The 17443-nt window shown below is 36.1% G+C and carries 12 protein-coding genes; all 12 read left to right on the top strand.

The window, feature by feature from the left end:
• Nucleotide 1: 1 nt before the first annotated feature.
• The 12 genes from FD724_RS16415 (at nucleotide 2) to FD724_RS16360 (ending at nucleotide 17397) form a co-directional block, all read left to right on the top strand.
• Complete coding sequence (locus FD724_RS16415; RefSeq protein ID WP_179073362.1) at nucleotides 2-967, top strand: cupin-like domain-containing protein; 966 nt, start codon at nucleotides 2-4, stop codon at nucleotides 965-967.
• A 64-nt stretch (nucleotides 968-1031) separates the two neighbouring features.
• Nucleotides 1032-1820 carry an aspartyl/asparaginyl beta-hydroxylase domain-containing protein gene (locus FD724_RS16410; protein WP_179073361.1) on the top strand — a complete coding sequence of 263 codons (789 nt, stop codon included), beginning with the start codon at nucleotides 1032-1034 and terminating at the stop codon, nucleotides 1818-1820.
• A 269-nt stretch (nucleotides 1821-2089) separates the two neighbouring features.
• Nucleotides 2090-2929: an aspartyl/asparaginyl beta-hydroxylase domain-containing protein gene (locus tag FD724_RS16405; RefSeq protein WP_179073360.1), complete on the top strand. Its 840-nt coding sequence runs from the start codon at nucleotides 2090-2092 to the stop codon at nucleotides 2927-2929.
• Between the two features lie 80 nt (nucleotides 2930-3009).
• Complete coding sequence (locus FD724_RS16400; RefSeq protein ID WP_179073359.1) at nucleotides 3010-4593, top strand: condensation domain-containing protein; 1584 nt, start codon at nucleotides 3010-3012, stop codon at nucleotides 4591-4593.
• 8 nt (nucleotides 4594-4601) lie between these two features.
• Nucleotides 4602-5639: a TauD/TfdA family dioxygenase gene (locus FD724_RS16395; protein WP_179073358.1), complete on the top strand. Its 1038-nt coding sequence runs from the start codon at nucleotides 4602-4604 to the stop codon at nucleotides 5637-5639.
• Nucleotides 5640-5773: 134 nt separating this feature from the next.
• On the top strand, nucleotides 5774-10111 hold the full coding sequence (locus tag FD724_RS16390; protein WP_179073357.1) for a non-ribosomal peptide synthetase: 4338 nt from the start codon (nucleotides 5774-5776) through the stop codon (nucleotides 10109-10111).
• Nucleotides 10112-10154: 43 nt separating this feature from the next.
• Nucleotides 10155-10907, top strand: a complete 753-nt coding sequence (locus FD724_RS16385; RefSeq protein WP_179073356.1) for a class I SAM-dependent methyltransferase — start codon at nucleotides 10155-10157, stop codon at nucleotides 10905-10907.
• Between the two features lie 48 nt (nucleotides 10908-10955).
• Nucleotides 10956-12392 carry an aspartate aminotransferase family protein gene (locus FD724_RS16380; protein WP_179073355.1) on the top strand — a complete coding sequence of 479 codons (1437 nt, stop codon included), beginning with the start codon at nucleotides 10956-10958 and terminating at the stop codon, nucleotides 12390-12392.
• Nucleotides 12393-12491: 99 nt separating this feature from the next.
• Entirely contained in the window at nucleotides 12492-13853 is a 1362-nt protein-coding gene (locus FD724_RS16375; RefSeq protein WP_179073354.1) for a nucleotide disphospho-sugar-binding domain-containing protein, read from the top strand.
• A 31-nt stretch (nucleotides 13854-13884) separates the two neighbouring features.
• Nucleotides 13885-14835 (top strand): class I SAM-dependent methyltransferase, encoded by a 951-nt coding sequence (locus tag FD724_RS16370; protein ID WP_256874288.1) that lies wholly within the window; start codon nucleotides 13885-13887, stop codon nucleotides 14833-14835.
• Nucleotides 14836-14928: 93 nt separating this feature from the next.
• Nucleotides 14929-15147, top strand: a complete 219-nt coding sequence (locus tag FD724_RS16365; RefSeq protein WP_179073353.1) for an MbtH family NRPS accessory protein — start codon at nucleotides 14929-14931, stop codon at nucleotides 15145-15147.
• A gap of 114 nt (nucleotides 15148-15261) precedes the next feature.
• Complete coding sequence (locus FD724_RS16360; protein ID WP_179073352.1) at nucleotides 15262-17397, top strand: acylase; 2136 nt, start codon at nucleotides 15262-15264, stop codon at nucleotides 17395-17397.
• The last annotated feature ends 46 nt before the right edge of the window (nucleotides 17398-17443 follow it).

Raw genomic sequence — 17443 nt, 5'->3', positions numbered from 1 at the left:
TATGACTATGCAATTACCACTTTCTTTCTACGAAATTAGTGAATTAATTTTCTTGACAATTACCTTAATTGTTTTTGCACGCTTAATTATTTATATTCTAAAAAGAACATGGCAAAAGCAAAAACTTAAGTTAGTATGGACACCCATTAATGTTGTTGAGCGTCGTAGCAACCTCTCATATAATGAGTTTATTCAAGAATATGTATCTATGGGTAAACCTGTAATTATTACTGATGTCATACAAAACTGGAAAGCCGTAACAAAATGGACTTTAGATTTTTTCAAATCGGAGTGTGGAACAATCGAGTGTGCTGTAAAAGAAGATAAAGATGAAGTAGATGGTTTGATGACTATTGCTGATTACATTGATTACATTACTATTGGTAATAGTGAAAGACGTTTATATTTAGCTAACTGGTTTATTTCTGATTATCCTCAGCTTTTAGAGGACTATAAAGAGCCAATTTATTTTCCAAATTGGTTACAAAGGCTGCCAAGAAAGCTGCTAAAAAAATATGAATTAGATAACCCTGAACTATTTATAGGTCATAAAGATACATCGATAGGTCTTCACAAAGATCCAAATAATGGTTCTGCATGGTTGGGAATGATTAGAGGGAGAAAACAAATAGTTTTGTTTACACCAGATCAAGAAAAATTTTTGTACTCTGGAAAAGTTGATGTTTTCAATCCTAATTTAGAAAACTTTCCACTATATGCTAAGACAAATTCAATAGAGATCATACTAGAAGCTGGAGAAATTTTATACATTCCACCAAATTGGTGGCATCATGTGAGAAATCTTGAAAACACCATTGCAGTCGGAAGTCTCTTACTAAACGAGTGGAACTCAGAATTGTTTTTTCAATCAATTTGTGAAAAAAATCCAGTTAAAGGTCATCTTTTACCATTAGTTTTAGAATTTCCGTGGCTAGGCAAGGCTTTATTTGCTATTGGGGTGATTTAAACTGCCCAAATTAAGGCTAAAAAACTACATCAATAATTAGTTATCGAGTATTTGGAACTGTATTATGATTGTAAAAAACTCTGCGAAATTCACATTATCTCTTTTGCTACTCAAGGTATTAAAATTCTGTAGCAAATTTTTAAAAATTTTATATCCAAAAAGAAATATTCATCGTATTGAAAATGCAATAAAGTCTTATATATCGTTATTGGAGAAATATCCCACAAATGATACTCAAAAAACAAGTGGGTTTTTATATCCTAGCATTACTCATAAACCCTGGTATGAAACACAGGATAATGATGTTTTAAAATTTGTAGAAGACAGGCTAAAAAAAGGATTTAATGATATACACGATGAGTGGTTGACTCATTTATCATCTAGAAATAAAGTAGTTTCAATATACAATGCAAGTGAAATATATTCGCATCTTAAGGATGAAGATTGGCAAGGATACCAACTAAGATATAAAGGTAAATTTACAAAAACAGGTGTTGCTATTTTTCCCAAAACAGTAAAGATTTTATCTGAGTTGGAACCTTTTCTTTATGGCAAAGGATTAGTGGAGTTTATTGTTATGAAACCAGGAGTTGTAATACCACCACACACAGATGATATTAATATTTCTTTAACATGTCACCTGGGAATTACGATTCCAGAAAATTGTGGTTTGAGAGTTGCTAGTAAAACACAAAATTTAACAAAAGGGAGCATTTTATTTTTTGATAATAGTTTTGAACATGAAGCTTGGAATAAAAGCCAGGAAGAACGAGTAATTTTATTATTAGAGTTATATCATCCAGAACTGACAATTTTTGAAAAGGTTTTATTAAACCTTATCTCCATCAGTTAATTTCATGATTCTCTTTTTAAATATGGTATGAATATGCATTAATACTTCTATAAGCAAAGTGTGTTAACTGCAAAATAGATGGCTATACCATAGTTGTGCAATGTTGATCAGTTTGCAATCACCAATAACGTGATGAAACACTATAAAGGTAATAACTAAACGGTGTTTAGATTTATTCATATCAGAGTGCGAGTTGTTGTAATTCTTTGTTAAATAAGATAAAAAAGTAAACATCAATAATTACCTTGGTTAGACTTGAGGAATATATTATGATTAAGCAATCTTTAGGGATAAGTTTTTTTATTTGGTTTATGAATTTATTAAAATTGTTTTTTCCGAAAGGAAATATTGATCGCGTTATAAAAGCGCTCAAGTCTTATATAACCTTATCAGAGGAATCAAGTTCTAACCCCGATCAAAAGATGAGTGCGTTTTTATATCCTGGTATTACTCATAAACCCTGGTATGAATCACACGAGCATAATATTTTAAATGTTGTCAGTAATAAACTTCAACAAGGATTCAATGATATAGAAAATGAATGGTTAGCTTATGTATCATCGGGGTGTAATATTGTTTCTAGGTTTAATGCTAGCAATCTCTTTACATCTCTCAAAGAGGATGACTGGAAAGCATATTTATTGTGGAAAGAAGGTAATTTTACACAGGTAGGTCTTTCTTGTTTTCCCAAAACAGTTGACATCTTATCTAAATTAGAACCTTTTTTATATTCTTTTGGATATGTAGAGTTTTATGTAATGAAACCTGGAGTTGTCTTACCACTACACACGGATAATATCAATACTTCCTTAACATGTCATTTAGGGATTATAGTTCCAGAGAATTGTGGTATTAATGTCGGTAACGAAGCACGAGGTTGGATTAAGGGAAAAACCTTATTTTTTGACGATAGTTTTGAACACGAGGCATGGAATAAAAGTCAAACGGAGCGAGTAGTTTTATCATTTGATTTATATCATCCTGAACTGACAAAGATTGAAAAGACTTTATTGCAGTTGGTACTAAAAAATTTAAATCATACATCTGAAGAATATGAATCAAATAAAATACAAGAGCCAAAGTCTCAACAAAAAGCGTTGGATAACTAAGTACTTCAAACGGTATGAAATAATAGGGCTAATTAACGCCAAAATTACATTCATTTTGTTGCATATCAGGTTTGGCGAATATGAGTGAACTTTCACAACGCATTGCTGGTCTTTCCCCAGAGAAACTTAAGCTTCTTGCACAACGCCTTCAGAAGAAAAAAGAAAACGTATTTTCACAACCGCAAATAGTTCCTCAAAGTCGAGAGTCAAACTTATTCCCCCTATCTTTTGCCCAGCAAAGGTTGTGGTTTATCGACCAATTACAACCTGGAAATAGTGCCTACAATATCTCTCAACCCATGCGTATTGTCGGAGCGCTAAATGTGGCGGCACTGGAGCAAAGCTTTAACGAAGTTGTAAGACGGCACGAAGTTTTAAGAACTACATTCACAGTAATTGATGGACAACCTCTGCAAGTTATTACTCCTAGTTTGAGCTTCAAACTACCAGTAGTAGATTTACAAGAACTTTCTCAAGAGCAGAGAGAGGCTGAAGTTTTGAGATTGGCGACTGAGGAAGCCCAAGAGCCTTTCGACTTAACCAAAGTACCTTTATTGCGAGTTACTTTACTGCAACTAGCGGCAGCAGAATATGCATTATTGTTGACTATGCATCACATTGTGGCTGATGGGTGGGCTATAGGTGTGCTGATTCAGGAAATCGCAACTTTGTACAAAGCTTTTTCTGTTGGCAAAGTATCACCACTTTCGGAACTATCCATCCAGTATGCAGATTTTGCTGTGTGGCAAAGACAGTGGTTACAGGGAGAGCGTTTAGAAACTCAACTTGCTTACTGGCAAAGGCAATTAGGCGGTAAACTACCTGTTGTGGAATTCCCTAGCGAGCGATCGCAATGCCTACGGCGAGCTTCTCTACGAGACGCTCCGCGATCGCCTATCCAGACTTTCTCAGGAGCTAGAGAAACTCTGGTTCTACCCAAAACTTTATCTGAGAAGCTGAAAGCTTTGAATCAGCGCCAAGGCATTACACTATTTATGATTCTGCTAGCGGCTTTCCAGACTTTGCTGCACTGCTACACCGATCAAGAAGATATTGTTGTTGGTACTGATATTGCCAACCGCAATCAAGCCGAGACTAAAGAATTGATCGGTTTTTTTGTGAATCAGTTAGTATTGCGTACAGATTTATCAGGAAATCCTACTTTTGTAGAGTTATTAGAACGAGTCCGCGAAATGACTTTAGAAGCTTATGCTCACCAAGATTTACCCTTCGATAAACTGGTAGATGCTCTAAATCCAAAACGGGAGTTGAACCGCACACCGCTATTTCAAGTCAAGCTTGTTTTAGAAAATACTCAGACCCCATCTTTAGAACTTCCAGGCTTAACTATCACATCTTTGAAGGTCGAAAATAAAACGGTGCAGTTTGACTTGCTGTTAGAGTTAAACGAAACAGAGCAGGGACTATTTGGTGTATGGGAATATGACACTGATTTATTTGATCGGGGCAGCATTGCTAGGTTATCGAATAATTTTGCAACCATTTTAAATAAGATTGCAACCCATCCAGAAAGTAAATTGAGTGAATTAAAAATAATTATTGATGAAGTAGATAATAAACAGCATCTCGCCAGAGAAGAAGCTTGTCAAAATACTATTCAACAAAAATTAATCAATGTTAAACGTAGAGTAAATAGCAAATAATAAAAATCATGACAAAAATTGAATCTCTAGGTTATGTTAAACGAAAAACTGTTAATATATCTCCAGAAGAGTTAATAAAAACTGAATTTCTCAAGCCAGATAGTAACTTTCCTTTGGTGATTAAGCCTAGTGTTAAGGGTGTAAATCTGCAAGATTGGGCTAAGAATAATCGGGAATATTTGAAACCTGAATTATTAAAATATGGAGCGATACTTTTTCGGGGTTTCAAACTTAATACCATAGAAGAATTTGAGCAAATTATCGCAGCGATTTGTGGGGAAGCGATGGAATATCGTTATCGGGCATCTCCACGAACTCAAGTAGGTGGGAGAATTTATACTTCAACTGATTACCCAGCTGACCAAAGTATTTTTCCTCACAATGAACACGCTTACTCGCCTACCTTCCCATTAAAAATCTTCTTTTGTTGTATGAGTCCAGCACAAGAGGGAGGAGAAACCCCGATTGGTAGCTGCCGCAAGGTTTTTGAGCGGATTGATCCAATTATCCGCGATCGCTTCATCGAAAAGCAAGTTATGTATATGCGTAACTTTGGTAATGGATTTGGTCTTCCTTGGCAAACTGTATTTCAAACAACAGACAAAATTAAAGTAGAAGAGTATTGCAAAAATAATGGAATTGAGGTTGAATGGAAAGCAGATAATCGTTTAAGAACTCGACAAGTTGGACCAGCCATTCTCAAACATCCTCAAACAGGTGAAATGGTCTGGTTCAATCACGCAACTTTTTTTCACGTTTCCACATTGGAACCAACGATACGCGAATCGTTATTGAAAAATTTGCCAGAAGAAGATTTACCAACTAACACATATTATGGAGATGGTTCTGCAATTGAACCATCAGTATTAGCTAGTTTGCGAACTGCCTATCAAGAAGAAATGGTCACTTTCTCTTGGCAGAAAGGAGATGTATTGATGCTGGATAATATGTTATCAATACATGCTCGCAATCCATTTATGCCTCCCAGAAAAATTTTAGTGGGAATGGCTGAACCTTATACCCCGGATTTCTCACGCATAGTGTAGGCAGAGGGAGAAGAGGAGTGTGGGGAGTGTGGGGGGTAAGACTTCTTCCCCATCCTCCCACACCCCTTGGATTTCTCACAAGTGAGAAATCCAGGATACGCCCTCAAGTATTTAACTAACATTAAGGTAGCAATATGCAAGTAGTAGAAAGTATCGAGGGGTTTAGACTTTCGCCTCAGCAAGAGCATTTATGGTTGTTACAACAAATTGATCAAAGTTGGGCTTATCGTAGCGATTGTGCAATTTTGATTGAAGGAAATATTGATCTTAATAATTTAGAATTGGCATTGCAAGATGTTGTCAATCGCTATGAGATCCTCCGCACCAATTTTATTTGTCTACCTGGAATGACTATTCCAGTACAGGTAATTACAGATAGCAAAGTTATTTTAGAGAAAAAATTTGATATTACTAATTTGACCCCTCAAGAACAAGAGGCGAAGATTGAGTTAATTTTTCAGGAAATCAAACAACAAACTTTTCAGTTTGAACAAGGTTCGATTTTACATACATCTTTAGTAAGTATTTCAACAGAACAGCATTTATTGCTTATTAGTTTACCTGCTCTCTGTGCAGACAGAGCAACCTTTAATTATCTAGTAAGAGAACTCGCTACTTCTTACTTAGGAAAATTCGATGAAAACTTATCTAAAGAACCACTCCAGTATGCAGATTTTTCAGAATGGCAAAATCAAATATTAGAAGCCGAAGAAACGAAAATAGGGAGAGAATATTGGCAACAGCAAGACTTCTCTACTATTGACACTTTCCAGCTTCCTTTTGAAAAGCATCTCTCTGAAAAACAAATATTTCAACCCAAATTAGTAAATTCAATCATTACCCCGGAACTGGTAGCTAATATCGAAACATTAGCTCAGAAGCATAATACTTCTGCTTCTACCTTTTATCTAACCATCTGGTTGATTTTACTCCAGCGACTAAGTGGACAATCCGAGATGATCGTCGCTAGGGAATTTAATGGCAGAAAATATGAGGAACTTCAAGAAGCATTAGGACTATTTGCTAAATATTTACCAGTTCATTGTCATTTAGAAGATAGTTTCAAATTTAGTCAAGTTTTGCAGCAAGTTCATGAGTCTGTAGAAGCTATCAACAAATGGCAGGAGTCTTTTACTTGGGAACAAATGCCAGATACTTTGCCTTTTTCTCCTGTAATTTTTGATTTTACAGAAGAAGATCCAAGGCATTATGCAGGTAATATATTATTTTCTATTTTCAAGCTTGATAGCTGTACTGAGCGTTTCAAAATTAAGCTTTCTTGTAGACGCGAAAAGGATTTTTTAAGTACAGAATTTCATTATGACTGTAATTTATTTTCTCCACAGGATATTGCAGGGTTAGCAGAGCAATTTCACAAGCTACTAGAAAGTGCAGTACATCATCCAGAAGCTGCAATTGGTGAATTAGAAATTTTAAGCGATCGCACACTCAATCAACTTCTCTTCGAGTTCAACCAAACTCAGGCGGATTACCCACAAAACAAGTGCATTCACGAGTTATTTACAGAGCAGGTAGAACGCACTCCCAACAATATTGCTGTGGTATTTAAGAATCAGGAACTAACTTATGCTGAACTTAATGCGCGTGCAAATCAATTAGCTCATTATCTAAAACATTTGGGGGTAAGTGGAGAAGTATTAGTGGGAATTTGTGTAGAGCGTTCCTTAGAAATGCTTGTAGGTATTTTAGGCATTCTTAAAGCTGGTGGTGCTTATGTTCCCCTCGATCCGCACTATCCCCAAGAGCGCTTAAGCTTCATGCTAGAAGATACTCAGGTATCTGTATTATTGACACAGCAGCATTTACTGCAAGGCTTACCTAAGCACGATACACAGAAAATTTGCTTAGATACAGAATGGGAAGCAATCGCACAACAGAGTCAGAAAAACCCCCTGATAACTATATCTACTGAAAACTTAGCTTATATAATTTATACTTCTGGCTCTACTGGAAAACCGAAAGGAGTTGCGATCGCACATCGTAACTTAGTTCATTCAACAACTGCACGTATTGCCTACTATCAACAAGCTGTGAGCAACTTTTTGCTACTCTCATCCTTTGCTTTTGATAGCTCTGTTGCAGGTATTTTCTGGACACTTTGTTGTGGCGGAACTCTACACTTACCAGAAGAAGGTGTACAACGAGAAGTATCTAAACTTATAGAATTAATTTCCCAAAATAGTGTTTCCCATTTATTAAGCCTTCCTTCTCTATATGCTTTAATTTTGCAACAAGCAAAACCAGAAAATTTAAATTCTCTTCGTGCTGTCATCGTTGCAGGTGAATCTTGTCTACCAGAATTGGTACAACATCATTCTCAGTTTCAGCCGGAAGTATCTTTATTTAACGAGTACGGCCCGACAGAAGCAACCGTTTGGAGTAGCGCATATTATTGTCATACCGCAGAAACAGGAAGGCAAATATCTATTGGTTCTCCCATACCCAATACACAAATATATATACTGAACTCTCATTTACATCCAGTTCCTATTGGTATTCATGGCGAAATTTATATTAGCGGTGAAGGTTTGGCTAGAGGTTATTTAAATCAATCTGCAATTACATCTGAGAAATTTATTCCCCATCCCTTTAGTAAAAAACCGGGAGTGCGTTTATATAAAACTGGCGATTTAGCAAAATATCTCCCTGATGGCAATATTGAGTTTTTGGGGCGGATTGATAACCAAGTAAAAATTCGTGGCTTCCGAATTGAGTTAGGTGAGATTGAGACAGCACTGAATAAGTATTCTGGAGTGCAAGAAACAGTAGTTATTGCTCGTGAAGATGTACCAGGAAAACGATTAGTTGCTTATGTAGTTCCTCAGCCAAAATCAGCCCTTAAAGTTAATGAACTACGCAGCTTTTTAAAAGATAAATTACCAGAATTCATGATACCATCGGCTGTAGTGCTGCTAAAAAAATTACCTCTAAATGCCAATGGTAAAGTTGATAGAAAGGCACTACCCGCACCAGAGGAAGTTAGATCAGATTTGATAGGAGATTTTGTTTCTCCTCGCACCTCTGTAGAAGAAATGCTAACTCAAATCTGGGCTGAAGTCTTAAAAATTGAGAAAGTTAGTATTTACGATAACTTCTTTGAATTGGGTGGACATTCTTTATTAACAACTCAATTACTTGCCAAAGTTAAAGAAGCTTTTAACTTGGATATATCTTTACGCAGTTTGTTAGAGAAACCGACCGTAGCGGGTTTAGCAGAAAATATTGATCGAGTTTGTCAAACAGAAATTGATTACCCACTTTTGGATCTCAAAGCTGAAGTCATTTTAGATCCAACAATTGTTCCTGAAAATGCCGTTAAGTTTATTCCTGAACCTAGTGCTATTTTATTGACTGGAGCAACGGGCTTTTTAGGATTATTCTTACTAGCTGAACTTCTCCAACAAACCCAAGCAGATATTTATTGCTTAGTTCGTTATAAAAATATTGAGGATGTCCATAAAAAACTGCAAACTGCTCTGAAATCTTATGGACTTTGGAACGAAATTTGGAGTTCCAGAATAATTCCTATTCTTGGGGATTTATCAAAGCCACTTTTGGGTTTAAAAACTGAAAATTTCCAACAATTGGCAAGTACTATTGATGTTATCTACCATAATGGTGCTTGGGTACATCATATTTATCCCTACTCTATTCTCAAACCTACAAACTTACTGGGCACACAAGAAATTTTGAGATTAGCTAGTCAAATAAAAACTAAACCAGTACATTTTATTTCTAGCTCTGGTGTTGTATCTTCCAAAACTGAATCTGGAGCAAAATTAGTCCGAGAACAAGATAGCCTAAATGAAAACGAATTTCCTAGTAATGGATATTGTCAAACTAAATGGGTAGCTGAAAAGTTAGTACAAACGGCGATTGAAAGGGGAATTCCTATCTCTATTTACAGACCATCACGTATATCTGGACATAGCAAAACTGGGGTCTTTAATAGTAATGATTTTCTGTACAAACTGATAATAGGTTGTGTGCAATTGGGAAGTGCGCCAGATATAGACATTCGAGAGAATATAGTTCCTGTAGATTATGTCAGCAAAGCAATAGTTAATTTATCAAAACAGAAAGAATCTTTAGGGAAAACTTTTCACTTAGTGCATCCTCAAACTCTCCACTCAAATACACTTATCGACCATATTCGCTCATTGGGTTATGCAATTGAACAAAATTCTTATGAGCAATGGCGAGAGAAATTACTCAATGTGACTCAAAATTCCTTTGAACATTCTTTATATTCATTAGTACCATTTTTTCCAGCAAGACAAACTGAAGAAGAAGATTTAAACTCAGAATTTTTACAGCTTGATAATCAAAATGTCATCAATGGATTGGTAGGTAGTTCGATTAGTTGTCCTCCAATAGACAATCAATTACTCAGCGTTTATTTTTCCTATCTGATTAAGCAGGGGTTTTTGGATAACAAAGTTTGTAACTGATGAATAATTAAGATTTTTGCAATAGTTTCAGGAGTGACATTTTATGATTTCAACAACTCGTTACGATGACTATGATGTTCTTGCTCGCATATATAACGAAGATTGGGCATCAGGAATTTTTCAGGAAACATTACCAGTTTTAGAAAAATTGTTACTACCCGATTTAACTAAGGGAGCGCATATTCTAGACCTTTGTTGTGGTACTGGACATTTAGCACAACAATTACTCAAACATGGTTATAAAATCACAGGAATTGATGGCTCTGAGCAGATGTTAGATTATGCTCGTGAGAATGCGCCAGAAGCGAAACTAATCCTTGGGGATGCTCGATTTTTCGACCTACCAGCTACCTTTGATGTAGTGGTTTCAACTACTGGTTCTCTAAACTATGTGATGAAACTTGAAGAATTGGAGGATGTATTTAATAATGTTTATAATGCACTAACTAATAACGGGATATTCTTGTGCCATTTCTTTTCAGAAGAAGAATATAGCTCGAATTGGAACGGCAAAGTTGCTGGTGATGTAAAAGATGATTATGCCTGGTCTACAAAAAATATTTATAATTCCGAATCAAAATTAGGTCAAATTTATCTAACTGTATTTTCATTAGTAGAACAAACTTGGCAGCGTTTAGATAAAGTTATTTCCGAAAGCTGTTATACCAAAGAAGAAATTATATCGGCTTTAGAAACTGCTGGATTTAGCGAAATTAGCATTTATGATGCTTGTTGTGATTTAGAAATACTTCAAACTCCTGGTAGTACTTATTTTCTTTGCCACAAGCGATTATAGATTTAATACTTAGTTCTGTAAACTTACTAAATTTGAAGAGAAAATTACATGAATATACAACCAGTTACATTACATCAAAAATCTGATATTTTAGCCGAATTATTAGCCAAAGCAGGGCTGACAAATCAGCAGCAAAAGTATTTACAACATTTTATCAATAGCTATAGCGATCGCACCAAAACATCTAAACATCTTTCCCAATCTTATCGCCCAGTTCTCTCTGACGATAAAAACTTAGGAGAGTTCAATTTACTATTCAAAGAAATGTATTATCCCATTGTTGCTAATCGCTCTATGGGTTCCAAAATCTGGGATGTAGATGGTAATGAATATGTAGATGTAATGATGGGGTTGGGCATAAATCTCTTTGGTCATAATCCCTCATTTATTAAAGAGGCTTTAATCGCACAACTTGATCAAGGAATTCAAATTGGCCCCCAATCAGAAATTGTTGGTGAGGTAGCTGAGTTAATTTCTCAACTTACAGGAATGGAGCGGGTTTGTTTTAGTAATACTGGTACAGAAGCAGTAATGACTGCTATCCGTATCGCCAGAGCGGTTACAGAACGCAAGAAAATCGTTATATTTTCAGGTTCTTATCATGGTCATTTTGATGGCACTTTAGTTAACGCAAATAAGGCAGAAGATAATCAATATGCTATACCCTTAGCGCCTGGAGTATTACAAAACTTTGTGAGTGATGTTTTGATTTTAGATTATGGCAATCCTCAATCATTAGAAGTTATTAAAGCATATAAGCAAGAATTAGCAGCAGTTTTGGTAGTTCCTGTGCAAACTTCTAGACCGGCTTTACAACCAAAAGAATTTCTCCAGAAATTAAGGAAATTAACACAAGAATCTGGAATTGCCTTAATTTTTGATGAAATGGTAACAGGGTTTCGGATTCATCCTGGTGGCGCACAAGCTTATTTTGATGTACAAGCAGACATAGCCACTTATGGAAAAATTGTTGGTGGTGGGATACCAATAGGGGTAATTGCCGGTAAAAATATTTATATGGATGCAATTGATGGGGGAATGTGGAGTTACGGCGATGCTTCTTACCCTCTGGTGAAAAAGACTTTTTTTGCAGGTACTTTTTGTAAGCATCCGTTAGCATTAGCTGCTGCAAAAGCTGTGTTAAATTATATGCAGAATTCTGGGTCTTCTCTACAACAAAATTTGAATGAACGGACAACACAATTTGTTAAGGCTTTGAATAATTATTTTGCAGCCGATGGAATTCCACTACAGATGGCAAATTTTGGCTCACTATTTGGTTCTGCATCTTTAGAGATTTCTGGAGGAAATTCTACTGCTTCAGTAGCAATGAGCTTATTGAAATATCATCTTCTCGACAGAGGAGTTCACTTATTAGGTGTAAGTGGTTATTTATCAACAGCCCATACAGATGAAGATATTAACTACATTATTCAAGTTGTTAAGGATAGCATCAGTAATTTGAGAGAAGGAGGCTTTATCTAATATTAGGCTGTGGCATTAAAAGACAAAAATAGCTAAGAACTAATTTTTTAATTGTTGAGCTTTAAATAGGTAAGTTAACTGTTTGGTGGTGTTTAACGTATGGCAACCATAGCATTTTGTATTTTTAATTATCAAGGGGAATTAAATAGTACTTTGAAACTAGCAAAAAAACTAAGTTTACTTGGACATGAAGTTTTATATTTAGGGTTGCCAGATTATGAGGAAAAAGTTTGTAGCTACGGATTTAAATTTTTGCCAATTCTAGAAAAATGGTTTCCCAAAGGATTTATTCAACAGCTAGAAATTAACAATTCCAATAAGCTTCAAGGATTACTAAATCAATTAAGATATAAAAAATCTTTAAACTCTTTAATTAATTCCTTAATAAAAGGAGAAAATCGAGAAATACACACTCTTTTAAAAACATTTAACCCTAAGTTGCTGGTAATAAGTACATACGAAGAACTATATTCTACTTTCATAGGGATGATAGCCTATGAATGCCAAGTCAAGAGTATTTATTTTACAGATATGTTTACCTCTTTACCATTATCAAATCTCCTTGAAAAGGATATAGTTACAAGTTTTGACAATAATTTTATTGCTAAATTGTTTAATTTAAAAAACAAATATATCTATCAAAAACTACTTAAAGCAACTAAAAAAATAATTGCTTTGTTGAGTAAAACAGATTTTTCTGAGGAAGATATGATCACAAAATTTGCAATTAACAGGAAAATCCCTCTTGATTTATTAGATTTATCTCAAGCAATACCTTTAAAGTTAACACATCTGGTTTTATGCCCAAAAGAATTAGATTTACCTAATATTTTAAGAGAAAAATGCTATTATGCTGAAGCTTCAATAGACTTACAAAGAGAAGAGCCCTCTTTTGTCTGGTCAAATTTGGATAAAAATAAATCTCTTATTTATTGTTCTTTAGGAACTACAGTGAACACTTTTTCTACTTTAGGTATAAATAGAATTAAACAATTATTTCAAAATGTGATTGATGCTGTATCGCTTAAAAATGAATACCAATTGGTCTTATCAATAAGCGATTATATTAGTGTTGAAGACTTCGAGTATATACCTGAAAATATAATAGTTGTTAACAAAGCACCACAATTAGGACTTCTTAAGAAAGCATCTATAGCAATTATAGCTGGAGGAATAAACACTATTAAAGAATGCATATTTTGCGGAGTACCAATGATTGTGTTTCCTGTATGGGCTGACCAACCAGACAATGCAGAAAGAATTGAATATCATGGTTTAGGTGTAGTTGCTGATGTCAATAATACATCTACTAATCTTATTGTCGATTTAATTGAGACGATAGAAAATGATTTGTTATTAAAACAGAGATTAAAAATATGGGGAGAAAAATTTCAGGATATAGAAAAATCTGGGATGGCGACGCAGTTTATCTTAGAAATGTTAGAAGATAAACATATTTAATAAATAAATTGAGTTAATACGGAATAAAAAAATGAGTTACTACTTAGAAGGAATCAACTCTTACGATGTAGATCAAAATAATTATAGTGAAGCGATCGCTTTTTATAAGCGAGGCATTGAAACTGATCCTAGCCTGATGTCTAATTATTGGCATATATGCTTGGCGCTACTACTTCAAGGAGAAGAATCAGAGGCTAAGGCTACTTGGTTATCGCTGATAGAGCAAGCAGATGATATAGGTAAAATTAACGCTTGGACATTAGAAATTGTTGAGTTACTAACGGCAGAAGCTACAAAACGCGAAGCTGTTTCTGACTTGGAATTTGCTCAAAAAATGCACGGTTATGCTGCCATCGCACGAGGTGAAGCATGGAAAAAAGTCAAAGGATATAAGTTTACAACTGATTGGTTTATTGAAAATCTTCCAACCTGGGAACAGTATTTAATACACTTAGCTAATCAGCCTGAAATTAATGTTCTAGAAATCGGTAGTTGGGAAGGTATGTCTGCTTGTTGGCTTTTAGATAACATTCTCACTCATGAATCATCAAGGATCACGTGCATAGATACCTTTGAGGGAAGCGTTGAACACAAATTTGAATATGACGACAGTTATATTCAATCTGTTGAGGAAAGATTTGATTTCAATATTTCTCAAACCAACGCTTTAGAGAAGGTAACGAAAATTATTGGTAACTCGCAAGATGTAATGCGATCGCTCCCTTTAAATAATTACGATATCCTTTATGTTGATGGTTCACATTTAGCGGCTGATGTCCTCACTGATGCTATTTTGGGTTGGGGACTTGTCAAGGTTGGAGGCATCATTATTTTTGATGACTATGATTTTCAATTCAATGATAGCGTCAATACCGAACAAGACACAAAAATTGGCATATATGCTTTTTTGAAAGTATTTTATAAAAAAGTCAATATAGTTCATCAAGCTCATCAAGTTATCGTTGAGAAAATATTGGATTAAAAGGTATATTTTTTAGACAAGAATGCTTTACTTTAAAAATATACATTTTCAAATTGTAAGAAAATCTAAATAATCAATTATCAGGTAATAAAGATGTATCAAAAGGAAACGGAAGACATCACAATTTACAAAGTTGTAGTAAATCATGAAGAACAATATTCAATCTGGTTTGCCAACCGAGAAAACCCCCTTGGCTGGAGAGATGTGGGCAAAACTGGTCTCAAGCAAGAATGCCTTGAATATATTAAGGAAGTATGGACAGATATGAGACCTCTAAGCCTCAAGAACAAAATGGAAGAATCTGCTAATTAGACTTAGGCATTATTTGGAGTAGCTAAAAGCTATTACCTCTTTTTGAGCCTATCTAGAAAAATCGACAGTCTCAATTATTAGGGATTATTCACCAGTCCCCATTCATTCACTCTAATGTTTATTAGCAAAATAAAGTTGCTTGGTTTTATAGGTTTAAAGCCGTATGGCAATAAACACTATATCTTGAGAGTTTTACCCTTTTTATTCGCGCTCATCTTTGTTTTAGTAGTAGGAAACCAAAGCCTTAGTTCTTCACCAAAAACAACTGAAATACTTTGGGATACTTATGGTGTACCGCATATTTATGGCAAGGATAACCAAAGTGCCTTTCAAGCTTTCGGTTGGGCGCAGATGCAGAGTCATGGCAACCTGCTTTTGCATCTCTACGGTCAAGCACGGGGAAGGGCTGCCGAATATTGGGGAGAAAAGTATCTAGAATCAGATCGTTGGGTACAAACTATGGGAGTACCAGAACGATCGCATTCTTGGTATTTGGCCCAAAGTCCTAAGTTTCGCCGTTATCTTGATGCTTTTGCCAGTGGAATTAACGCTTATGCTGAGAAACACAAGGATTTGATTGCTGATGAAGTTGAGGTTGTCTTGCCAGTTAAAGGCGAGGATGTGCTGGCTCACCAGATGCGGGTACTGAATTTCACTTTTATTGCCAATCCAGAAGAAGTTGCAGGTGTGAGTAAACAGCAGTCAAAACCAGGATCTAATGGTTGGGCGATCGCACCATCACATTCTGAAAATGGTCATGCTATGCTTCTGGCTAACCCACATCTACCTTGGTCAGATTTATTTCTGTGGTATGAAGCACATATTACTGCACCAGGAATTAATGCTTACGGGGCAACACTGGTAGGAATTCCCGTTTTAGCGATCGCCTTTAATGATAATTTGGGTTGGACTCATACAGTAAACACCTATGATGGCTGGGATAACTACGAACTAAAACTAGCCGATCGTGGTTATCGCTTCGATGGTCAAGTCCGAGCCTTTAAGACAAAAACCCTATCTTTAAAAGTGAAGCAAAAAGACGGTACTCTGCGCTCACAAAAACTTGTAGTGGAAAGTTCTATCCACGGGCCAGTCATATCACGAAAAGATGGTAAAGCTGTGGCACTGCGTGTTGTGGGTCTTGACCAACCAGGTGTACTACAGCAGTGGTGGGATATGGCACGTTCCCAAAACCTCACCCAGTTTCAAGCTGTCCTGCAACGATTACAACTACCGATGTTTACAGTGATGTATGCAGACAGAGAAGGGCATATTATGCACCTCTTTAACGGTCAAGTACCAATTCGTCAACAAGGTAATTTTGAATATTGGCAAGGTTTAATACCTGGTGATACATCTAAAACCTTATGGTCAAAAACTCATCCATATCAGGATCTACCGCGCGTAATTGATCCAAAAAGCGGCTGGTTACAAAATACAAATGACCCACCTTGGACAACAACCTTTCCCCAGGTTCTCAATCCAGATAATTATCCGGCTTATATGGCACCACGCGGGCCAATGGAGTTTAGATCGCAACGTACTGTGCAGATGTTAGCAGAGGATGACAAAATCTCTTTTGATGAGATGGTTTCCTATAAACATTCAACACGTATGGAACTAGCAGATCGCCTTTTGGATGACTTGATTCCAGCCGCCCGGAAGTACGGAAGCGAATTAGCTCGTCGATCTGCTGATGTACTATCAGCTTGGGATCGACAAACCAATGCAGATAGCCGAGGTGCAGTACTATTCGCTGCTTGGGTAGATGCGATAGACTTCGATAGTGTATTTAGCAAACCCTGGAGTGAAGACTCTCCACTGACTACACCTGATGGCTTGGCTAATCCTCAAAGTGCAGTCACAACACTCTTAACTGTTGCAGCTAAGGTGGAAAAAACCTATGGAAACCTAGATGTAGCATGGGGAGATGTTTTCCGGTTACAGTCTGGTGATGTCGATTTGCCTGCAAATGGTGGCGATGGCGGACTTGGTATTTTCCGCGTTCTCAATTTTGTTCCACTATCAGACGGGCGCTTCAAATCTGTTTCTGGTGATTCTTATGTTGCTGCGATTGAATTTTCTCAACCTGTAAAAGCGATGGCGCTTACCAGTTATGGTAATGCAACTCAACCAGGTTCAGCCTCTGCTGGCGATCAGTTGAAATTGTTCGCCCGCAAGCAGTTGCGGCAAGTTTGGTTCTCATACCAAGATGTTCTATCCCATTTGGCTGAACGCAAGGTATTTTAAAATTCAACTTAGTAGCCAATACTTTAGGACTAGCCCTTTCAAAGTA

This window comes from Nostoc sp. C057, from assembly GCF_013393925.1.
Taxonomy (GTDB): domain Bacteria; phylum Cyanobacteriota; class Cyanobacteriia; order Cyanobacteriales; family Nostocaceae; genus Nostoc; species Nostoc muscorum_A.
The sequence above is the reverse complement of the archived record's forward strand: the minus strand, read 5'-3'. Positions and strand labels throughout refer to the sequence as shown.